Genomic DNA, 21,386 nt, shown 5'->3' with positions numbered 1-21,386 from the left:
AAAGGGTTATACAATTTATGCTAAAGTAATAGGCCAGGCCGCGGAATATACTCCTCCGCCACCTTAACAATATTACCTTTGCTACTATTTTTGATACAGTTTAGTCATCAGGGCCGTTAAATCTTTCGAGAAAAACGAAAGCAAACTGATCACTCTCGAATATTCCATTCTCGTTGGACCCAAAATGGCCAATGTGCCAACTTGCTCCTGCCCGATTGAGTAGGTTGCCGTAATCAAACTGCAGTCATCGAGCACTGTGTTTTGATTTTCACGGCCGATCTTGACGTGGATGCCCGATGGATTTTGAGTAATCAGTTCATAAAATCCCTGTTCCTGATCAATCATCGATAAAAGCGTGCTTACTTTAGCAATATCATGGAACTCCGGCTGCCTCAGCATATTCGTTTTCCCGCCGAAAAATATTTTTTCGGGCTTTGTGTCCGTCAGGGTCTCCGCAAGGATCGAGACCATCGATCCATAGTTATGAATGTGGCGGCTCAATAGAACTGCCACTTCCTTATAGATCTTATCCTTTAGATCAACTAGCGGAACATCGACCAAACGGGAATTCAATATGTTCACCATCTTTTCAATTTCGTTTATATCAAAAGAAGGCGGTAAGGAAATCATTCGATTTTCCACATGACCTGTATCCGTAATAATGATGGCTATTGCCGTTTCAGGACTTAAAGGAATGATCTGGATTTTTTTCAGCTTATGCTCATTCACTTTTGGCCCGAGTACAATCGCCGTATAATTCGTCAGTTCCGAAAGTATTTTCGCTGACTTCTGAACGATCTTTTCCAATTCATAAATTCGTTCTACAAAAACGGATTTTAATATCTTCATTTCATTCTTTTTCGGAGCTTGAGGAGAAAGTAAATGATCCACATAATATCTATATCCTTTTTCAGAAGGGATCCTACCGGAAGAAGTATGGGTTTTTTCTAAAAACCCCATTTCTTCAAGATCAGACATTTCGTTGCGAATTGTGGCAGAGCTGAACGTAATTTCATCTTTCTTCGACAAGCTTCGTGACCCGACTGGCTGGGCAGAATGGATGAAATCCTCGATTATCACTTGTAGAATCAATAATTGACGATCAGTTAGCATGTATGATCACCTCTGTTAGCACTCTGTCTCATCGAGTGCTAATATACTAATAAATTATCAAATGAAGCTTATGATGTCAACAATGAAAACCGCTAATTCATCGTTAAAATAACATAGATTTCCTTCAGTCGGAATCAATTACGCCTAAAAACGATTGGAACACTTCATTTCCAAGCAGTTTGCCCCGCTCAGTCAAGCGCACGAACCCGCCCTCCACCTTTAGCAGGCCCTTTGCCGATCCTTCTTCGAGCGGTTTCCTGAAAATCTCCGTCATTTCAACAAAAAATTTATTCTTGAAGATTTCCAATGAAACTCCTTCCGTTTTCCGGAGACCCAAAAACATCTCCTCTTCCATCCGTTCATGAAGCGGTACTGGGTGTTCTTCCAACACAGGCAGCTCGTTCGCCAGCAATGGCGTGATATATTTCTTCACAGGTCCATGATTGGCTACCCTTTTACCTCCAGTATAGCCATGTGCACCGGCACCAATCCCATAATACTCCACATTATCCCAATATGTCAGGTTGTGCCTGCTTTCAAACCCAGCTCGGGCAAAATTACTGATTTCATATTGATGCAGACCATGCTTCTCCATCTCTTCCATCAGCCTCTCATACATCGAAGCCTCGAGCTCCTGCGGCGGGAGGTTTAATTTACCCCTTCGCATCTGATTATAAAAAACCGTCTTCGGCTCAACGATCAATGAGTAGCTGGAATAATGCGGCAACTGAAGGGCAATCGCTTTATCCAGCGTATCCTTGAAATCTTCCATCGTTTGGCCCGGCAATCCATAAATCAAGTCGATGCTTATATTCGTAAAGCCAACCTCTTGAGCCAAATGAATCGTTTCATAAACTTCAGAAGCCCGGTGAGTCCGGCCAATTCGTTTTAATAACTCATCATTGAAGCTTTGCACTCCGAAGCTAAGTCTATTGACCCCCGAATCATAAAGTATCTCGAGTTTTTCCCTCGAAAGATCCCCTGGATTGGCCTCGAATGTATATTCAGCCTTTTTAGGATCAAAGGGCAGGGTTTCATTGATTGCTTCACATAAGAATGCAAGCTGCTTTTCATCTAGAGAGGTCGGTGTCCCTCCACCGACGAAAACCGTATCCAAACCTGCAGTCGGGTATTTGGAAAGCTGCATCACCATTTCCCTTTTCATCATCTGTAAATATTCGTCGACCGGCTGTCCCTGCAAAAATACTTTATTGAAATCACAATAGTGACAAATATGTTCACAAAATGGTATATGGAGGTAGGCGCTTTTGATCATTGTGTTCACAACCTTTTAATCGAATGAGTCGATAGAAAAAGAGGCTAGATCTCCTCTACCCTCTTTTTTCTAACTATCGTTTATTTTATTTATTTTTTGGGTGTCGTATCATCCATTTTCAAAACAGCCATGAAAGCTTCTTGCGGAACTTCAACGGAGCCTACTTGTTTCATCCGCTTTTTACCTTCTTTCTGTTTTTCGAGCAACTTACGTTTACGGGAAATATCGCCGCCGTAACATTTAGCCAATACGTTTTTGCGCATTGCACTAATCGAAGAACGGGCTATGATTTTTTGCCCGATTGCCGCTTGGATCGGCACTTCAAATTGTTGCCTTGGAATCAGTTTCTTCAATTTTTCAACAATGACTTTCCCGCGTTCATAAGCAAAGTCCTTATGAACGATGAAACTTAAAGCATCGACAGTTTCAGCATTCAGTAAGATATCCATCTTCACAAGCTTGGACGGTTTGTAGCCGATCAACTCATAATCGAATGAAGCATAGCCTCTTGTATTGGATTTCAATTGATCGAAGAAATCATACACGATTTCCGATAATGGAATTTCATAATGAATGCTCACACGAGTCTCATCGATATATTCCATATCGATGAAGTTACCGCGTTTATTTTGACAGATTTCCATGATCGTCCCGACAAACTCCGTCGGTGCCATCATCGTTGCTTTGACATACGGCTCCTCGACCCGTTCGATCTTTTGAGCATCAGGCATATTAGACGGGTTATCCACTTTCAGGACCGTTCCGTCTGTTTGGACCACATCATAAATAACACTCGGTGCAGTGGTGATCAGATCGATTTTGAATTCACGTTCAATCCGTTCCTGGATAATTTCCATATGAAGGAGTCCAAGGAATCCGCAACGGAAACCGAAGCCCAATGCTTGCGATGATTCCGCTTCGAATTGCAGCGCTGAATCGTTCAATTCCAATTTCTCCAATGCATCCCGTAAATCATTGAATTTCGATGCGTCAATTGGGTATAAACCGCAATATACCATCGGATTCATCCTCCTGTAACCCGGCAATGGTTCTGTCGCACTATTCACGGCACTTGTAATCGTATCACCAACAGTCGTATCACCAACGTTTTTGATGGATGCCGTAAGGAAACCTACATCACCGACGTTCAGTTCATCCAACAGCTGGGTTTTAGGGTTGAAGACACCCAATTCGGTAACATCGAATTCCTTGCCAGTGGACATCATTTTGATTTTGTCGCCCACTTTAACGGAACCCTCAACAACACGGATATAGGCAACTACTCCGCGGTACGCATCAAACAGTGAATCGAAAATAAGCGCCTTGAAAGGAGCATCCGGATCCCCTTGTGGAGCTGGAACCAATTCAACGACCTGTTCCAAAATCTCCTCGATTCCGATTCCGGCTTTAGCCGAAGCCAAAACTGCATCGGAAGCATCCAATCCGATCACATCCTCGATTTCTCCACGCACCCGTTCCGGATCTGCACTCGGCAAATCAATTTTATTGATGACCGGAATGATTTCCAGGTTGTTATCCAAAGCTAAATACACGTTTGCAAGCGTTTGGGCCTCAATACCCTGTGCCGCATCGACAACAAGGACAGCGCCTTCACACGCTGCAAGGCTACGTGACACTTCATACGTAAAATCGACATGTCCCGGTGTATCAATAAGATGGAAAATATATTCTTCGCCATCTTTAGCGTTATATTTCAATTGAATCGCATTCAATTTGATCGTAATTCCACGCTCACGCTCTAAATCCATGGAATCCAACAGCTGACTCTTCATTTCACGCTGAGTCATGGCGTTCGTTTTTTCAATGATACGATCCGCCAATGTAGATTTACCATGATCAATATGAGCGATGATGGAAAAGTTACGAATTTTTGATTGTCTTTTTAATTTTTCTTCTCTATTCATGACGTTCACTCCCACTAGTCGACACAATACACTATTTTTTATTATATCAATAGAAAATGCAAGATTCAACAGAATAGTTACAAAAGAAGCATCATTGCATGGCAAAGGATAAAAAAAGGCTGCACTCCGGATTCGGATGCAGCCTTTTGGCAGGGCACACTCAACTTATTTCATACCTAAATCATATCAATAAGTGCTTGAAAGGCACCGGATATGGTCTCTCCAAGCGTTTTGCCGATCGATGAGAAAAAATTGAAGGCTTTCATTTCTTCAAGCTTTTCTTTTTTCGTCTCCAAATCATGACTCGTTACTTTTTCGCCAAGGATATCCGCTTCCATCTCCCCTTGGTCCGATTGGTTAATGATGAATGCACTATTCAAAGAGGGATCTTCATACCCCTTCATTTTTTTCATCCCGTCGTTTGCTTGCTGCATCCCAATCAGAACACCTAAAAATAATACGAGCACAATCCCAGTACATTTCAACCAAAATCGAACCATGATAGAGAACTCCTTTCAAATTACTTCGCTTCCGATTCCCCAGTCGTTTTATCAACCGCTTTGGCATCCCAGTAAAATTCACTGAAAACCTCGGTAAAGGCATCAACGGTTAAGTACATTTCCTCGAAAGTATTATCAACACCGCCAACTTCAAGGAGCATGGCATTGCCTGATAAATCTTGATTATATATACCATTATGGCTAGATCCGCCCTGTTTCATAACCCCTCGTGAAATGCCTGGGTATTTTTTCTCCAAAGCTTTATGAAGCTTATTGGCAAGCGCGGCATTTTTTTCATAGTTCGGGTTATTGCCCCCGACCACGAAGGCAATCTTGGCATACTCTTTACCATTGATTGTAATGGTCGTATGTTTTTTCCGTTTTGAATCGCGATGGATATCAATCAGATATTCTAAATCTTTGTTGGTAGCCAACGCAGTCTGAACGGATTTACGAGACTCTTGATAGGATTTGGCAAAATTCAATCCTTTATTATTGAGATTTCCCATGATATCCGTTTTATCGAGCGATGAACCAATCCCCTTATCAGCCAGATCTTCAACCATCCGTTCCCCGAGTTTCGTAATATTGATTTTAGAATGGTAGGCTAGGTCCGGTTCGGTCACGCCCTTTAAATAAGGAAGATATGATTCCCGGTTATGGCTATGATAAATCTCGACCACTTTCCGTCCATTGGTCGTTTGATTCGGCTGATTGGCCACTCCTTTTTCCGGTTCTTCAATCTCATCCAGGTTTTGCAGGGATGCATCCCTTTCTTCATTCAGGACGTCTACTGGAGGCGAGGATTCATACGGCATATTCGTATAATTCGTTCCTTCCCCAGCCACGAGGATCTCATTATCAAAAATCGAAAAGCCAGGAAGCTCCCTGCCAAGTAAACTTCGCGGGTCCTCCAATGAAATGTTGGTCGAGATTTTTATCAATTGATTCGTGATCACCGATTCCTGCTTCCCTTCCGGCAGGGCATTAAAAAGATAATGGTTTTCATTGGCCAGCATCGAGAACAGCATTTTCCCTGAAAATTGGTTCGCTACAGTATGTACGGAATTCGAAGATAGCCGATACTCGGGTCTAAGGGAAGTCATGACCCCACTAACTGAAAAAACAAAAAGAAGCAAGGCGAGAATACCTAGAAAAGTTTTTATTATTGTTGATCCGTGAATAGCTGTTATGATTCCTGGGGAATTTCTTCTTTTCATCCTTCCACCCTCTCTATAGCTTGTCTATTAATACCTATGACTTTGCTAGAAAGGGTAGAACACCATTTTTGGGCACTGAAAATGATTTAACGAGTGTAGTACCCGGTATTATCTTGATTTATTGAATGATGCAGGGCTGCATTTAATCCATTAGCTATCAAATTGGCCATATCCTCAATGAAAACATCTACTTCTTTTGGTGTAACCATTAAATTATGACCAAGTGGCGAAAGCACCTCATAAATCAATTTCCGCTTCTCTTCATCAGGGAGGACACCTATCATTCCCAAGAAGGTTTGGCGTTCCTTTTCACCCGGCATATCCTCTTCGGTCAGCTTTGTCCGCTTTCCAAAACTGAATCCAGCAGGTGCCAATGAACGTGATGGTCTGTCCCCTTCATTCATTTCCTTGCCAAAATGCTTCAAAATATAATCAATCGTATCGCTTGCAATCGATACGGCATCCACGACGGTAGGTATTCCAATTGCTATAACTGGAACTCCCAGTGTAGCCTGACTTAATTCTTTACGTTTATTTCCTACACCAGACCCTGGATGGATACCTGTATCCGTAATTTGAATCGTTGCATTCACACGATCGATCGAACGGGCAGCCAATGCATCAACGACGATCAGGAAATCAGGGTTACTTTTTTCGATGACTCCTTTTATGATGTCACTCGTCTCGATTCCCGTAATCCCCATAACACCGGGGGAAATCGCACTGACCGGCCGATAGCCTTCCTTGACGGATTCAGGCTGCAATTCGAACAAATGTCTTGTGACTACAAGGTTCTCAACGACTGCAGGCCCCAGAGCATCGGGAGTGACATTCCAATTACCAAGTCCGACAACTAAACAACTGCTTTCCTTGGTGATTTTATTCCGTTTCAAGAAGTAAGCCAGTTCGTTGGCAAACACCTTTTCCACCCGTTGCTGCGTTTCCGTATCCTGCTGGCGGATTCCCTGGACCTCGATGGTCAAATAGCTGCCCTGTTTTTTTCCGATTTCTTTTTCCCCCTCAGCCGTGACCTCGACTAAGGATACCTTCAAATCATCCACATCTTTTTCCTTAATTATGACCCCTTCAATATGGGACACATCCACTTCCTCTACAACACCTTTATGTTCAAGGGCAATTTCCTTTGCTTCAATCGCCAAATCTGTCCGAATTCCGTATTCACTAAGGTCCAAATTATTTTCCATAACGGCCTCCTAATGTATGAATTGTATCTAATCTAGTAATTTCCATAGTCTCTCTTAAACATTCTGTCGTTTTTACTTTTTTATTATTCATTTTTTTGGTACAATGAATTATGACGAGATGAATTTATTACTGAAATTATAATTCCTTTTATAATTCCTTTTCGATTCTCAATCTGAAGTATTGCATATTTATGAGCATTCTGATAGAATATCACTTGTGCTATTTGATATGGATTTGAAAAGTCGAGTTCATATAATCTCGATTTCTTTGTAGGAGGTGAACGGAATGCCAAACATTAAATCTGCTATTAAACGTGTAAAAATCAACGACAAAAAACGCGTTCATAACATTACTGTTAGATCAACTATGCGTACTACAGTGAAAAACGCTGAAGTTGCATTAGCTGGTGAAAACGTTGAAGCTGCTAAAGAAGCTCTTTTAACAGCTGCTGTGAAATTAGACAAAGCTGCATCTAAAGGATTAATCCATAAAAATGCGGCAGCCCGTAAAAAATCTCGTTTAGCGAAAAGACTTAACGCTCTTAACGCATAATGACAAAAAATTAAACGATCCAATCGGATCGTTTTTTTTGTGCCGTTTTTTGCATAAAAAAGGTGACAGGATATCTGCCACCTTTTTTATCATCTAATTTTTAAAAGCAGCAGCTCAAGCGTGATTGCCTTATCGGCTTGGCCGGTCTTCATTTTATAATCCGCTTCCGCTAAGTCATTCATGATGCTCAACAGCTCGCGTTCCTGGAATTTCCCCGTTTTTTCAAGGGCCAGCTTTACCCTGTAAGGGTGCACCTTCAGTTGACCCGCAATTTTTTGCTGGCTATAGCCCTGACGGGAAAGCTCCTTCACTTGATACATGAGCCTGACCTGACCTGCCATGACACTCAAGATCTTGATTGGCTCTTCATTCTGCCTGAGAAGATCGTGCAGTATCGTCATGGCACTCTCCATCTTTCGCTGTAACACATGATCAACAAGCGTGAAGATATTCTGTTCAAGGGATTTAGCGACCAGCTTTTCCACTACTTCGACCGTAATGTGTTTATCAGCTTCTGCATAAAGCACCATTTTATCCAGTTCATTCGTCAGCATCATCAGATTCGTTCCTGCAAGTTCAAGTAAATGCTCTATAGCCTGCTCATCTATTTGGACTGAAGAAACTTGGGCCCTCTCCTTCACCCACCCCTTTAACTCATGATCACCAAGCTTCTTCGCTTCAACGAGAACCGCCTTACGCTTCAGTTCCTTGGTGATTTTTTTCCGTTCATCCAGTTTCTCATAAGGTGCGGTCAATACGACAATAGAATAAGGAACCGGGTCAGCCAAATACGCTTCCAGTCTTTTCACATTATGTTCAACCCTTGACTTCGTTTTTTCAGCTGTCAAAAAAAATGGGTTTTGCATGAAAACAAGGCGCCTTTCCCCGATAAACGGGAGGGTTTCGACATCTTCAAGCGCAGTTTCTACAGGCGTCTCTTCTAAATCAAATTGAGAAAAGTTAAAATCCATCTCATCCTCGTGAAGGACATTCTCGATCAATAGCTGCTTCGTTTCATTAATTAGATAGGCTTCCGTCCCATATAACAAGTACACTGGCGCGAATTGCCCTTTTTTTATACTTTTCCAAACGTCTAATACCAATAGAATCCGCCTCTTTACTATGTATTCTTCTCTAATGGTATAGGTGGATGGACCATTTGACAAGCTATAAAGGGAACTAGCCCTTAAAAGGGCTAATTCCGGATCTATATGAACACTTTCAAGAAAGGCCCGGGTAATCTTCCTTGAAAGCGGGTAGAGTATTCATGTAGAACAAAAAATGAGCTTTTCTTTTTCACTTGCTTTGTTTGTACTTTTATTTTGACCTCAAAATCCCAAACTATTTGTGACAACTCTTGTCAGTAAAGGAAATGAAGGAATGAAGCCTGTAGATTTTTTTTTGGTAATGTTTTATACTATTAGCAGAAATAGGAGGGGTAAATAATGAACGAATTCGAAAAGAATGTTCAATCAAAGACAGATGACGTCGCTGATTCCGCTATAGGATTCATCGGTTCTTTTGTATTTTTCGCTGCCATGTTCACCATAGCTGTCGTCATTAAAGCTGTCGGATCCTGATTTCATTAACTGCATGCACTTATTTTTTTTCCTGATGGAGGCTGCCGCTGCAGTCTCTTTCTTTTTGATTTTCTACATACTATGGGAGAGTCTTCCGAAAGGTTCCACTGCTTTTGTAATACTTGTAAATAATAGAACCATCCTCGTCCGTCCTGAACACCTTTATGCCATTTCTCTCCAGATTCCCAATTACTTCTCCGTGAGGGTGACCGTAGCCATTATTTTTTCCAACGGAAATAAGCGCGGCTTTTGGCTGTAGCTGTTCAAGGAAGGGCGCGGAAGAAGAAGTTTTACTGCCATGGTGTCCAACCTTCAAGATATCAACCTGCAACTGCGGAAATGTGTTCAATAGTTCCCTTTCCCCTTCTTCTCCCATATCGCCAGTTAATAACCATGACAATCCACCAAGCTCCATGAATAGAACTATGGATGAATCATTCTTATTATCTTCTTTCTCATATGGACTTAGCACAGCAAACGGCGCTCCTCCCGCCACCCAATGGTTCCCCCTTTTCAGGACAGTCATTTTCATTTTTTTATCTCTTGCCATGGACACAAAATCCATATCCCTGTAATGCTCTTCACTCCAGCCTCCAATGATGATCTCCCCAACTTTAAAATTTTCAATTAATTCTTTTGCACTTCCCATATGATCTGTATCCGGATGGGTTAAAATGAGTTTGTCCAATTGGTGGATTCCCTTACTTTTCAATAATGGAATAATGATATCATCCGCGGTGTTGAACTTCTTTCGCTTTTTTGCCCACGTTTCGATTGGAAATGTAATTTGCCCACCCGTATCAATCAAATAATTACCGCGATTGAACGGCAGGATAATTAAAATGGAGTCACCTTGTCCAACGTCGATGATCTGCACTTCACCAAAAGGCGAGAACCTTTGTAAATTATATTGAAACAGTAAAAGGACAATAATTATTCCGCACCAGGTTTTACTTTTTTCAAAAGCTACATCCCAAGTCAGGTATAACCCCAAAAGGGAAATAACAAGTAATGCCATTATGCTGAAAGATGGTTTTCCAAACGGAATGGAGGCCAGCGGCAAACCCGATGCGGCATCCGCGGCTTTATTGCAGAGTACGAATGTGAAATTCAATAATGAAATGAGGGGTTGCCCCAAGGAAGGCAGTAATAAATGAATAAGGAGGGAAATCAGTGAAAATGGCAGCAATATGATGGAATAAAGCGGAACATACAATACGTTCAGAAACACGCCAAGAAAGGATACTTCAAAAAAGTGAAAAAGCAAAATCGGAAGGGCTGCCAATTGGCAGATGGAACTGATGATGAATAGCTGCGTTGTTTTCTTAGGATATTGTAAGAAAATGCTTGAAGACATGACAATGGAGAAAGTGACTGCGAATGAAAGCTGAAAACCTATATCATAGAGCATATTAGGCCGAAAAAACAATAATGCCAAATAAGTCGATCCGATTGCGGCACCCGCCGAGATCCGCTTCTTGAATAGCAGGAGTAGAAAGAAGAGCATAGCCATTAAACAGGATCTCACCACAGATGGACTGGCACCTGAAAGTAACATGTAAACCGGAAGGAAGAATAAGATGGCCACCATCATTCTTTCCCGTGTAATTCCAACCCTGATGCCGAAGTAAAATAACATCCCCGTTAAAAAACTGACATGAAGACCGGAAATCGCCAGTAAATGAACCAGACCCAACCGCTGATAATTAGTAAGGTCGCCTTCATCTATATATGTCTGGTCGCCGAATATGAGAGCTGTGACAAAACCGCTCGATTCTTCCGGAAAGTGTTCTCTAATATACGTAATTCCCTTCATGCGCAAATTACGAATCGAAACTAGAATCGAGTTTCCAACCACTTTGCATTCTTGAAATGAAATGGAATCCGCTTTGAATATCCAATGGGTGCCTTGGCGGAAAAGATAACGCTGGTAATCGAAACTGTTTTCATTCCTGTTTTTGTCGGAAATTTGCAATGTCCCTTCAGCCGGACATGATAAACCGATTCGCAGAAACCGACTCAGCTTTTCCTGTTCCAATTCGGTGGTGATTTTATAACGAAGCACTAGCCGTTCGCCTTTCTCACTGCCCACGAATCCTTTTAATGAATTTCCATCTATATTCGGTTGGTCGGTAAATGTGATGATAAATTGGCTTTCCGTTCCATGATAGGCAGTTTTGTTTCGGTGATCGGAGAAGGAGGCGGCCCCTAAAAATATCCCCATGATCACCAAATGAAAACTAAGGGCCTTTACACTTAACCCCACCGAAAAATAAAGGAAACAGAGAAAAATAAGGATAATGATCAGCAGCCTTGCATTAAAAAAAGAATGGGCCGTAACACCAAATGTGGCCGAAACGGCTAGTAAGATAAGATGTCTAGCCATGCCTGCCCCCGTCCTATTTAATTTTCAAATATCTGATTGGCCTGCTTTTCCAGCGCCAATAAATCTTCTTTTTCCAGGCCTGTTCGTTCAAGTTGAGCTAGCAATGAGAATACAAAGTCCTTTTTTTGTTTTCCATTAACATCGATGGCCCCTTTTGCTTCAACCTTCTCGGTCTTGACACCAGCCTGTTTAAATAATTCGAGGGCATATGGATGATTTTTGTAATCCTCGGCATAATAAACAGCCTTGATGCCAGCTTGGATGAGTGATTTACAGCACGGAAGACACGGAAAATGCGTCACATATATTTCTGCCCCATCAGTCGGCACCCCAAATTTCGCGCATTGTAAAAGTGCATTCATTTCTGCGTGTATCGTTCTAACACAATGATTATCCATTACATAACAGCCGTCATCAATACAATGCGTCCCTCCCGCAATGGACCCATTATATCCCCCCGCAATGATTCGGTTATCCCGGACGATGGTCGCCCCTACAGTGAGGCGTGTACATGTGCTTCTTAAAGCTAATAAATGGCTTTGCGCCATGAAATATTGATCCCAACTAATTCTGTTCATGTTGTATCCCCTTACCACTAGAATGATTTTCTTCAATTTTACCCTCTTCCTGTCCATTTGTGTAGCATATTCAATCATTCATTTCACCGAAATGGAATCCCGTAACCTTTCAAACACTTTATCGCCGATTCCCGTTACCTTCTTCAAGTCATCGACCTCCTTGAATTTTCCTGCCGTTTCCCTGTATTCCAGGATCGCATTCGCTTTGGATGGTCCAATTCCCGTCAAGGTTTCCAAATCTTCCTGTGTAGCTGTATTCAAGTTCACCAGTCCTCCTGACGTCCCCCCAGAAACGGCATCACCAGACGGCCCGACTTGTATATTCTCCAAGTTCCCTTTGTCTTCTTCACCTATTTCCGGAACATAAATGACCATTTGGTCTTCAGCGATTTGGGCAAAATTCACTTTATCCTTATCAGCCTTATCCGTAAAACTGCCTGCAGCCGAAATCAAATCGATCACCCGGTCACCTGTCTGTGCAGTAAATATGCCTGGGGACTTGACCGCCCCTTTAACGTCTACTTTAATGATCTCAGGTTCGGCTGGCGTTTCATTTTCACTTTGTTCGATTTCAGCTTCTTTTGGCGTAATGGAAAATATATCTTCCGTATCAGCCGGATCTCCCCCTTGTTGTAAAAAGAAGTAAATGCCCGCTGCCACAACTGCCACGGCAACGCTAATCATCGTCATTTTCTTTTTTGAAATTCCCTCCATTTTTTTACCTCCTTGTTGGATTTCGCACGATACATTGTCATAGGACAGATTAAAAATACATAGTGTTTCTAGGAGAATCAATCGCTTTAAGTGAGAGGAGTTAATTGGAAATGAAGAAAATCGGTGTTATCGGAACCGGAAATATGGGCACCATTTTAATCGAGGCATGGCTGGAGGCAAAAATATTGAATCCGGCAGATCTAATCATTACAAATCGCACGCTTTCCAAAGCATGGGTGCTGAAAGAGAAACACCCCGGTATCAAGGTTGCGGAAAGCGCAGCCGAAATCGTCCAACAAGCGGACTTTATCTTTCTCTGTGTAAAACCATTGCAAATTAACAGCCTATTACAAGGCATCAAACATCATATAAAAAGGGATCAGCTGGTTATTTCCATAACAAGCCCGGTTTCAGTCTCCCAGCTTGAATCGGCAGTAAATGCCCCCTGTGCCCGTTTTATCCCGAGCATAACGAACCGTGTGGGTTCAGGGGTATCGTTACTGAGTTTCAGCAAGAGCTGCAGTAAGGAGAAAGTGTCCGCTTTATTTGATTTGGCCTCCGCCATTTCGGCACCGGTCATCATTGAAAATGATATCACCCGGGTAGCTTCCGATATCGTCAGCTGCGGTCCTGCCTTCTTCAGCTATTTGGCACAGGCTTTTATTGACGCGGCTTGCCAAACGACGAAGATAGATAAGGAAACCGCTACGACTTTGACTGAAAACATGCTGGTTGGCTTAGGGGAACTGCTTGGTAAAGGAGTTTATACATTGCCGACCTTGCAGGAAAAGGTATGTGTAAAGGGTGGAATAACGGGTGAGGGGATCAAGGTTTTAGAAGCTGAAACCGGGGAAATGTTCCATCATCTTTTTCAAGCGACACACGAAAAGTTTGCAGAGGATCTTCACGAAGTTGAAAAGCAGTTCGGCCATCCTTATTAATATTCGTAATCCATATCTCATTTCCTTCTTAAAATAAAAAAAAGAAGAGGTCAGACCTCCACTCGCACGTGTGATGTACGATGGAGATTCTTGACCTCTTTATCATTTACTCGCTACAAACAAGATTCTTTCGGTTTCCGTTACAAGCGGTGCTTCTTCAAGATCCGCCATAATCTCAGAAACCGTAAAACCTGCTTGCTCCAACCACTTTTTATATTGTTCAACCGGATAGGTCCGTTGATAATGCAACTCATCAAATCGGTCATACAGACCGCTTTCATCGTCCCTTACGAAAAAACTTAAATCATGTTCCACACTGTAAGGTTCTTCACCCGGGAAGCAGTCCCATATATAGGATACTTCTTCTCCATTGACAGCAAACGTGTTATCACGAAAGATTTCTTCCATTTTATAAATGGAATGGATATCAAACAAGAATAATCCGCCATCCTTCAAATGCTCATGAACCCGGCTGAACGTCTTGACTATATCCTCCTCATCGCGAAGGTAGTTCAGCGAATCACAAAAAATCGTGACACAATCAAATTGGCCAAGTCCCTCGAGTTCTGCCATATTCTGCTGGAAAAACGGAATCGATAATCCAAGCTTACCCGCTTTTTCATTAGCAACAAGAAGCATTTCATCAGATAAATCCACGCCGGTGACTTCGAATCCGTGTTGCGCCAATTCAACGGTCATTTCCCCGGTTCCACACGCTAAATCCAGGACTTTCCTTCCACCAATTCCAAACTGTTCCAGCTTCGCCGTAAGGATCATCAGCCATTTTTCATAAGGTGCGTCCTTCATCAATTCATCGTATACATAGGCAAAGCGTTCGTAAGTCATGAAGTCAGTTCACTCTCTAGATCTTCAAAAGGTGCATCTCCCCATAAACGTTCGAGGTTATAGTAGTTTCTTTCATCTTTATGGAAAATATGGGCCACTACATCGCCAAGATCCACAAGCACCCATTTCGCCTCGTCAAATCCTTCAAGACGTTTTACATTGATTCCTGATTCATCAGCTTTGCTCTTCATTTCACGAGCTATTGCTTGTACTTGTTTTTCAGAGTTACCGTGGCAGATCAAAAAGTAATCCGCTACAAGGGAAATACCTTGCATGTTCAATGCCACGATATCCTCCGCTCTTTTATCATCCGCCGCTTTTGCTGCAATTACAAGAAGTTCACGTTCAGTCATTACATCTTCTCCTTCAAATTCATGATTAAATCATTATATGTCTTAAATGTGTCAGGGTAAATTGCCTGATTTCTTTTCATTAAAAAAACAACTGTATTCCTTAAAGCCTGGATGACAGCATGATCCAAATTCTGCTTTGCTGTCTGCCTGACTTCGTCGACACCGGGAAAAGAACGTCCCGGCTCAATATAGTCAGCAAGGTATATGACTTTATCCAAAAGGCTCATGCCAACCCTGCCAGACGTGTGATAGGCAATCGCATCCAAGATTTCAGCGTCCTGAATGCCAGCTTCCTTTTTCACCAAATAAGCCCCGACAGGAGCGTGCCACAGCTCCATATTGTATTCAAGTAACGCCGGGTCCATTTTTTCAGCGATTATAATTTGCTCCATTTCCTCTTTTGGACGAAATTTTGCATAATCATGGAAAATGGCTGCCAGTTCCGCTTTTTTGACGTCGGCACCATACCGTTCAGCAAGTTCAATCGCTGACTCGACCACACCCAAGGTATGAATGTACCTGTGCTCGGTGATTTGTTCTTTTACCAGCGCCAATGCTTGCTCACGATTCATATAAACCATTCCCTTTAATATACTTCACCACTGGATCTGCTATTAAATATTTCACGGTTTTCCCCGTTCTTAACTTCCTTCGTATCATGGAAGACGAAATGAACATCTGGGGGACTTTCACCATCGTGATTGGGTATACGGTCTTTTCATTATATCCAGGGCGCTTCACCCCGACGAAATTGACCATATGCACCAGCTCGTCGATACGGTGCCAATTCGGTAAGTACTCAATCATATCTGCGCCAATTATGAAATAAAACTCATTGGTTGGCTCAAGTTCTTTCAGCAATTTTATTGTGTCATACGTATAAGATGTGCCTTTTCTTTCTATTTCAATACCCTCAATATAAAAAGATGGGTTTCCGGCTATCGCGTTTTCCAGCATGGCCAACCTGTCCATATCGGTTACTTCCTCCGATTTTTCCTTATGTGGAGGAACGTGATTTGGCATGAACCTGATTTCATCTAGCTCAAGGGCATCCAGCACTTCATTCGCTATAATTAAATGCCCGATATGCGGAGGATTGAATGTACCGCCAAGAATTCCAATTTTTTTCATAGATAGGTTCCTTAAGGTAAATTAAGTTGTTTGTTTTCTTTTGATTCTTTATACAGCACAATAGTGTTGCCGATAATCTGAACCAATTCCGCACGTGCACCTTTTGATAAAGAAAGTCCCACATTATTGCGGTCCTCTTCACAGTTTTGCAGGATGCTGACCTTAATTAATTCACGTACTTCAAGCGCCTCACCAATTTGCTTGATGAGATTATCATTGACGCCGCCTTTACCAACTTGAAAAATTGGATTGAGGTGATGGGCCTTTGATCGTAAAAATCTTTTCTGTTTTCCTGTTAACATGTGTTACCTCCTAGTTTGTTCAAGACAATATCTGTCATTCTTGCTGTATCCGGCATAATGCCTGTCCATATCTCAAATGCGAGCGCGGCCTGGTTGATGAACATCCCCAGACCATTTTGCGTTTCCGCCCCTTTTTCCCCTGCTTCACGCAGCAGCTTGGTTTGCAGAGGGTTATAGATGATATCACTGACAATTGCACCGGTTTTAAGCTGGTCGACCTTTAACGGTGAATGATCCAATTCGGGACTCATTCCAGAAGAAGTCGTTTGGATGATTAAATCATATTGTGATAAGCTTTCTTCCGCTTCGATAATCGAGAGTGCCTTCGATACTTTATCATATGGGCAATCAGAAACAAGCTGGGCCGCTCTTTCCTTTGTCCGGTTTGCAATATCAACTTGCTTTACCCCTTCTTTTACGAGGGTAAAATAAATCGCACGCGCAGCACCGCCCGCTCCGATCACTAACGTTTTTTTAGCCTTGATGTCACCTGATATTTCATCGCATAAAGATTTAAAAAATCCTTTTCCGTCTGTATTATACCCTATAAACCGACCATTTTTGTTAACAACCGTATTAACTGCCCCGATCGCAAGGGCCAGTTCATCCACTTCATCAAGGAAAGGGATGATGGAAGCCTTATGAGGAATCGTGATGTTAAACCCTTCTATACCAAGGGCTTTCATGCCTTTCACGGCATCGTTCAAACGCTCAGGTGTCACATGAAAATGATGATAAACCGCTTCTATATTTTCTTTTTCAAATGCATCATTATGAATGTCCGGTGACATCGAATGTGCAATTGGATCTCCCATTACCCCATATATCTTTTTCATAGACTAGACGACCCCTATATTTAGATTAATGATTTGCGAACGATCACATTGACGCCCTTTGGAACATGTGCAACGATTTTCGCTCCTGGCTCATTGACCGTCACCCAGCCAAGACCAGAAAACACAATATCCATTTTACCATCTTTCAAGGAGAATTCATGTGGAATCAGCTTCGGAAACTCCTCGATTTGTTCAGGCCGTGGAGGCGTCAGTAATTCCCCGGCATGGTTTTTATACAATTCATCGGCATTTTCCAGTTTCGTACGGTGAATATTCAATTCATTCGAAAGGTAGCAAGTCAGTGAACGCCTTCCGCCTGATACATAGTCCAACCGGGCCAACCCTCCGAAAAATAGCGTCTGCCCTTCATTCAGTTGGTACACTCTCGGCTTGATTTCCTTTTTCGGCATAATCACCTTGAAGTCCCGTTTGTCCACATAGTGAGCCATTTGATGATGATTAATGATTCCTGGAGTATCGATCAATGCCTGTTCATCATCCAAAGGAATTTCGATCATATCCAAGGTAGTTCCCGGGAAGTGGGAAGTCGTGATGATATCCGCTTCACCGCTCACTTCTTTTATAAGACGGTTGATGAAAGTCGATTTCCCTACATTCGTACAGCCCACCACATAGACATCTTTACCTCTGCGATACCGTTCAATCGCCTCAGCCGCTTCAAGTATGTGCTTTCCTTTTTCCGCACTGACAAGCAGGACATCAACCGGGTTAAGACCCAATTCCTTGGACGATTGCTTCATCCAATTGATCAACTTGTTCGGTTTTACGGATTTAGGCAATAAATCCACCTTGTTTCCAATCAGAAGAACATCATTTCTTCCGACAAATCGATGCAGGCCAGGGAGCCAGCTTCCATTGAAATCAAAAATATCGACGATTTTGACGATTAAAGAGTCGGTTTCGCCTACTTTATTCAAGATTTTCAAGAAGTCATCGTCTGTTAAGGAAACATCCTGAACTTCGTTATAATGTTTCAATTTAAAGCAGCGCTGACAAACGATGCTCTCTTTTTCCAGAGCTGATTTAGGGGCAAAGCCCAATTCCTTCGGATCTTCAGTCTGGACCTTCACACCGCAGCCGATGCACACTAATTCTTGATGATTGTTCAATTGTGATCCTCCCATTCTATCATTCCTTTTCGTTTAAAAAACGCCATGATCTTTCTTTCAAAATAACGATTGATCCTTGTTCTGAATTCGTCGGTTTGTGCGACAGGGAGCACTAAGATCGTATGAAACCCGCCTCTGTTCCCTCCCAATACATCCGTCAATAACTGATCGCCGATTACCACCGTTTCTTCTAATTTCAATCCCATTGTCTTACGGGCTTTATGGAAAGCCCTTGCCATCGGTTTTCTGGCCTGGAAGATAAACGGAATGTGAAGCGGATCGGAAAAAGCCCGAACCCGATTTTCATTATTATTGGAAACAATCGTCACTAAAATCCCATGATCCCGCATATTGTCGAACCATTTGATTAAATCGGGGGTGGCAGTTGGCCTGTCCCATTCAACGAGAGTATTATCCAAATCGGTAATGACTCCCTTAATCCCTCTTTTTTTCAATTCTTGAGGATCTATATTAAAAATGCTTTTAACATGTTCACTCGGCAAAAATAATTTAAGCATATTGACACCTCTATATTTTCATTAAAATTTACCGTCTCCATCATATCGAATTTTCAGCTCACTTTCAAAAAAAATTAGGAAAGGAGGGCTGACGGTAAAGAAACATCATAATGTATGTTTTCTGATATGGAAAGGCATTTTTCATTAAATAATGGGAAATTTGCAGGCAGACCAGAACCAAAGAACTAATTATTCATAAAAGATTTCGACAAAAATTTCATTTATTCAACCTGTGGATAACTTTACTAACATTTTCCATACTGATGTGCACCATTTCGTTCACCTTGTAAACAACTTAACCACAGGTTATCCACTTTTAACTGTGGATAACAGAACGATTGTTCTCCACGTTTATTTCTGATACAGTAGGGGTACATCAAGGAAGACTTATCAATATATGCAAGTAAACACCAAATTATTCCCCGCAATCCCTACTGGAGGTGAGCAGCCGTAAATGGCTTTCTGATGCAAAAACTATCTGATGACCTGTTGCTTGAATCCTATTTTAAAGCACAGAATTTAAAGTTGAGTACCGATTTCATCCGCCTCATAGAAACGGAAATTCATCGAAGATCCCTGACACATAAAATCCGATCAATCTTTTAATATGAAATACATAGGCTGACATCAAATGTCAGCCTCTTATTTTCATTTGAAGTTAGACCGCTCTCATGAATCCGATTGTTTCACCCACACGGACATCTGCGGGAATGGATATGTTTCCTTCCAGTTCAAAACTTCCTTTTTCAAAAAGGAGCACCACTGTGGACCCAAAGCTGAAATAAGAAAATTCCTGTCCTTTTTCCAATTCATCCGATTCATCAGTAATGACGATCGAATTTATGAACATGGCCCCGACTTTCACCATTGCCAGATTTCCCGCTTCATTTTGAAGTTCAGTTATTGTCCGATAATTTTTTGATAAAGGCTCTTTTCCATATTTCATCCCCCATTTATTAACGGGGTACGATTTCCTTCCAAGGGTCCAACGTTTGATTACGGAACCCTTGATTGGTGCATGGATCCTATGGTAATGACTCGGGCTTAAGTATAACACGAGATATTTGCCGCCTAAGTACTTTTCCAAGAAAAGCTCATCCCCGAGCATTTCCTCCATTGAATATATCTTACCCTTAACGACGATCTTTTTATCAGCGCGTATCTCCCCTGAATCCTCAAGAACACCGTCCACAGGACAAGCTACCGCAGAAGGAACTGCCGTAATGGGTCTGGCGTCCGCCTTTAACTGCCTTGTAAATAGCTCGTGCAGATTGGTATAAGCTTTTAACTCCTTACCAAATTCCTGTTGATTAAGATTGAATGTTTTTACATAAAGTAAAATTAAGGGCCTGCTCCAACGAGATTGGCTAAAATGCTTTAATAAACCTGATGAATACTGACCATTCGTCAGTTCAATAAGAATGCGATACAAAGACTGAAACAAATAATACCACTCCAAATTGTAAAATTATTCTAAAAATCTCTTGCATAAATTGTGTTAAGTAAAATATTATTATATAATAAATACTTATGTTTACTATATTTTGTTTTAATTTGTTTCATTTGAAAGGAGTGAAAAGATGTTTTTATTACACGCCCTAGATCAAACCATTAAAAAAGTGAAAGCACAAACAGCAAATATACTTACTTTAATGAATTTATCCCTCGGTGGATTTGCGATAATTGCCGTGATGCACGGCCAATTGAATTTAAGCCTGCTTTTAATCTTCCTGGCTGCCCTTGCAGATCGCTTTGACGGTATGGTTGCACGGAAATTCAACATTGAATCGGAATTGGGTAAGCAACTTGATTCCATGTGTGACATCATATCCTTTGGCGTCGCACCAGCTCTATTATTATACCAAGGAATATTAATAGAATTCGGAGCACCTGGCACACTCTTCACGGTTTTCTATATTGGCTGTGGCGCATTTCGTCTCGCCCGCTTCAATATTAGTGAAAGCAATGGATATTTTACAGGAGTGCCGATTACGGTTGCGGGCTGCATCGCTACTTTAAGTTATCTAGCCATTCCGTATTTCCATCCGGTCTTTTTCTTATCCCTCATGATTATATTATCATTATTTATGGTCAGTCCATTTAAAATGAAGAAAGTTTAAATAAGAAAGCGGATGTCCTAAACCGGACATCCGCTCAGACTGTAGACAAACTCGATGAAAATCGAGTTTGTCTATTTTTATGGCTTGTACAATTTGGACGTTGATTTCCACTCCAGGCACTCGCTTTCCGCGGGCGGTCGGGGAGCCTCCTCGGCTTTC

Annotated in this window: 25 protein-coding genes; 5 read left to right on the top strand and 20 right to left on the bottom strand. The window is 41.8% G+C overall.

Translation table 11 applies throughout. The annotated features are described in order from the left end of the window. Positions 1 to 84 precede the first annotated feature (84 nt). The 6 genes from hrcA to gpr all read right to left on the bottom strand — a co-directional run bounded on the left by hrcA (position 85) and on the right by gpr (position 7,239). On the bottom strand, positions 85 to 1,113 hold the full coding sequence (gene hrcA, locus Q8G36_RS21650) for a heat-inducible transcriptional repressor HrcA (protein WP_305161934.1): 1,029 nt from the start codon (positions 1,111 to 1,113) through the stop codon (positions 85 to 87). Between the two features lie 124 nt (positions 1,114 to 1,237). Further along, on the bottom strand, positions 1,238 to 2,389 hold the full coding sequence (hemW, locus tag Q8G36_RS21645) for a radical SAM family heme chaperone HemW (protein ID WP_305161933.1): 1,152 nt from the start codon (positions 2,387 to 2,389) through the stop codon (positions 1,238 to 1,240). 89 nt (positions 2,390 to 2,478) lie between these two features. Further along, the gene (gene lepA, locus Q8G36_RS21640) at positions 2,479 to 4,314 is read right to left on the bottom strand and encodes a translation elongation factor 4 (protein WP_305161932.1); all 1,836 of its coding nucleotides are present in this window, start codon (positions 4,312 to 4,314) and stop codon (positions 2,479 to 2,481) included. Positions 4,315 to 4,490: 176 nt separating this feature from the next. Next, complete coding sequence (locus Q8G36_RS21635; RefSeq protein ID WP_053535740.1) at positions 4,491 to 4,814, bottom strand: YqxA family protein; 324 nt, start codon at positions 4,812 to 4,814, stop codon at positions 4,491 to 4,493. A gap of 20 nt (positions 4,815 to 4,834) precedes the next feature. Further along, on the bottom strand, positions 4,835 to 6,034 hold the full coding sequence (gene spoIIP, locus Q8G36_RS21630) for a stage II sporulation protein P (protein ID WP_305161931.1): 1,200 nt from the start codon (positions 6,032 to 6,034) through the stop codon (positions 4,835 to 4,837). An 86-nt stretch (positions 6,035 to 6,120) separates the two neighbouring features. Next, positions 6,121 to 7,239, bottom strand: coding sequence for a GPR endopeptidase (gpr, locus tag Q8G36_RS21625; protein ID WP_305161930.1), 1,119 nt, complete (start codon positions 7,237 to 7,239; stop codon positions 6,121 to 6,123). Between the two features lie 286 nt (positions 7,240 to 7,525). Here gpr and rpsT point away from each other — a divergent pair, with 286 nt between their 5' ends. Further along, positions 7,526 to 7,792 (top strand): 30S ribosomal protein S20, encoded by a 267-nt coding sequence (rpsT, locus tag Q8G36_RS21620; RefSeq protein WP_034308554.1) that lies wholly within the window; start codon positions 7,526 to 7,528, stop codon positions 7,790 to 7,792. A gap of 89 nt (positions 7,793 to 7,881) precedes the next feature. Here the strand turns inward: rpsT and holA are convergent, their stop codons facing one another. Then, complete coding sequence (holA, locus tag Q8G36_RS21615) at positions 7,882 to 8,895, bottom strand: DNA polymerase III subunit delta (RefSeq protein ID WP_305161929.1); 1,014 nt, start codon at positions 8,893 to 8,895, stop codon at positions 7,882 to 7,884. A gap of 342 nt (positions 8,896 to 9,237) precedes the next feature. Between holA and Q8G36_RS21610 the strand changes: the two genes are divergently transcribed. Then, entirely contained in the window at positions 9,238 to 9,372 is a 135-nt protein-coding gene (locus Q8G36_RS21610; RefSeq protein ID WP_034308559.1) for a YqzM family protein, read from the top strand. A 79-nt stretch (positions 9,373 to 9,451) separates the two neighbouring features. Here the strand turns inward: Q8G36_RS21610 and Q8G36_RS21605 are convergent, their stop codons facing one another. The 3 genes from Q8G36_RS21605 to Q8G36_RS21595 all read right to left on the bottom strand — a co-directional run bounded on the left by Q8G36_RS21605 (position 9,452) and on the right by Q8G36_RS21595 (position 13,050). Continuing rightward, entirely contained in the window at positions 9,452 to 11,758 is a 2,307-nt protein-coding gene (locus Q8G36_RS21605; RefSeq protein ID WP_305161928.1) for a DNA internalization-related competence protein ComEC/Rec2, read from the bottom strand. A 17-nt stretch (positions 11,759 to 11,775) separates the two neighbouring features. Continuing rightward, complete coding sequence (locus tag Q8G36_RS21600) at positions 11,776 to 12,336, bottom strand: ComE operon protein 2 (protein WP_305161927.1); 561 nt, start codon at positions 12,334 to 12,336, stop codon at positions 11,776 to 11,778. Positions 12,337 to 12,414: 78 nt separating this feature from the next. Further along, on the bottom strand, positions 12,415 to 13,050 hold the full coding sequence (locus Q8G36_RS21595) for a helix-hairpin-helix domain-containing protein (protein ID WP_305161926.1): 636 nt from the start codon (positions 13,048 to 13,050) through the stop codon (positions 12,415 to 12,417). A 110-nt stretch (positions 13,051 to 13,160) separates the two neighbouring features. Between Q8G36_RS21595 and comER the strand changes: the two genes are divergently transcribed. After that, positions 13,161 to 13,991 carry a late competence protein ComER gene (gene comER / locus Q8G36_RS21590; RefSeq protein ID WP_305161925.1) on the top strand — a complete coding sequence of 277 codons (831 nt, stop codon included), beginning with the start codon at positions 13,161 to 13,163 and terminating at the stop codon, positions 13,989 to 13,991. Positions 13,992 to 14,093: 102 nt separating this feature from the next. Here comER and Q8G36_RS21585 read toward each other — a convergent pair whose 3' ends face one another. The 8 genes from Q8G36_RS21585 to Q8G36_RS21550 are packed head-to-tail and all read right to left on the bottom strand — an operon-like array spanning position 14,094 to position 19,107. Further along, complete coding sequence (locus tag Q8G36_RS21585; RefSeq protein ID WP_305161924.1) at positions 14,094 to 14,837, bottom strand: class I SAM-dependent DNA methyltransferase; 744 nt, start codon at positions 14,835 to 14,837, stop codon at positions 14,094 to 14,096. Continuing rightward, positions 14,834 to 15,190, bottom strand: coding sequence for a ribosome silencing factor (rsfS, locus tag Q8G36_RS21580; protein ID WP_034308569.1), 357 nt, complete (start codon positions 15,188 to 15,190; stop codon positions 14,834 to 14,836). The genes Q8G36_RS21585 and rsfS overlap by 4 nt, the downstream gene beginning before the upstream one ends. Then, positions 15,190 to 15,762 (bottom strand): bis(5'-nucleosyl)-tetraphosphatase (symmetrical) YqeK, encoded by a 573-nt coding sequence (yqeK, locus tag Q8G36_RS21575; RefSeq protein ID WP_305161923.1) that lies wholly within the window; start codon positions 15,760 to 15,762, stop codon positions 15,190 to 15,192. Before yqeK ends, rsfS begins: the two co-directional genes overlap by 1 nt. Continuing rightward, positions 15,752 to 16,321 carry a nicotinate-nucleotide adenylyltransferase gene (locus Q8G36_RS21570; RefSeq protein ID WP_098369749.1) on the bottom strand — a complete coding sequence of 190 codons (570 nt, stop codon included), beginning with the start codon at positions 16,319 to 16,321 and terminating at the stop codon, positions 15,752 to 15,754. The genes yqeK and Q8G36_RS21570 overlap by 11 nt, the downstream gene beginning before the upstream one ends. An 11-nt stretch (positions 16,322 to 16,332) precedes the next feature. After that, a complete protein-coding gene (yhbY, locus tag Q8G36_RS21565; RefSeq protein WP_305161922.1) occupies positions 16,333 to 16,623 on the bottom strand; it encodes a ribosome assembly RNA-binding protein YhbY in 291 nt (96 codons plus the stop codon). Continuing rightward, positions 16,617 to 17,459: a shikimate dehydrogenase gene (gene aroE / locus Q8G36_RS21560; protein WP_305161921.1), complete on the bottom strand. Its 843-nt coding sequence runs from the start codon at positions 17,457 to 17,459 to the stop codon at positions 16,617 to 16,619. Before aroE ends, yhbY begins: the two co-directional genes overlap by 7 nt. Positions 17,460 to 17,479: 20 nt before the next feature. Further along, positions 17,480 to 18,589, bottom strand: a complete 1,110-nt coding sequence (yqeH, locus tag Q8G36_RS21555; protein ID WP_370694100.1) for a ribosome biogenesis GTPase YqeH — start codon at positions 18,587 to 18,589, stop codon at positions 17,480 to 17,482. After that, complete coding sequence (locus Q8G36_RS21550; protein WP_192205677.1) at positions 18,586 to 19,107, bottom strand: YqeG family HAD IIIA-type phosphatase; 522 nt, start codon at positions 19,105 to 19,107, stop codon at positions 18,586 to 18,588. Before Q8G36_RS21550 ends, yqeH begins: the two co-directional genes overlap by 4 nt. 465 nt (positions 19,108 to 19,572) lie before the next feature. Here Q8G36_RS21550 and Q8G36_RS21545 point away from each other — a divergent pair, with 465 nt between their 5' ends. Then, positions 19,573 to 19,713, top strand: coding sequence for a sporulation histidine kinase inhibitor Sda (locus Q8G36_RS21545; RefSeq protein WP_034311351.1), 141 nt, complete (start codon positions 19,573 to 19,575; stop codon positions 19,711 to 19,713). 52 nt (positions 19,714 to 19,765) lie between these two features. Here Q8G36_RS21545 and Q8G36_RS21540 read toward each other — a convergent pair whose 3' ends face one another. Next, positions 19,766 to 20,551 (bottom strand): phosphatidylserine decarboxylase, encoded by a 786-nt coding sequence (locus Q8G36_RS21540; protein WP_305161919.1) that lies wholly within the window; start codon positions 20,549 to 20,551, stop codon positions 19,766 to 19,768. A gap of 136 nt (positions 20,552 to 20,687) precedes the next feature. Here Q8G36_RS21540 and pssA point away from each other — a divergent pair, with 136 nt between their 5' ends. Continuing rightward, the gene (gene pssA / locus Q8G36_RS21535) at positions 20,688 to 21,227 is read left to right on the top strand and encodes a CDP-diacylglycerol--serine O-phosphatidyltransferase (RefSeq protein ID WP_305161918.1); all 540 of its coding nucleotides are present in this window, start codon (positions 20,688 to 20,690) and stop codon (positions 21,225 to 21,227) included. Here pssA and Q8G36_RS21530 read toward each other — a convergent pair. Continuing rightward, on the bottom strand, positions 21,189 to 21,386 hold a 198-nt coding region (locus tag Q8G36_RS21530), incomplete at its 5' end, for a hypothetical protein (protein WP_305161917.1). The genes pssA and Q8G36_RS21530 overlap by 39 nt on opposite strands.

Source organism: Peribacillus frigoritolerans (assembly GCF_030676415.1).
Taxonomy (GTDB): domain Bacteria; phylum Bacillota; class Bacilli; order Bacillales; family DSM-1321; genus Peribacillus; species Peribacillus frigoritolerans_A.
Note: the sequence above shows the minus strand (reverse complement) of the source record. Positions and strands in the feature narration are given on the sequence as shown.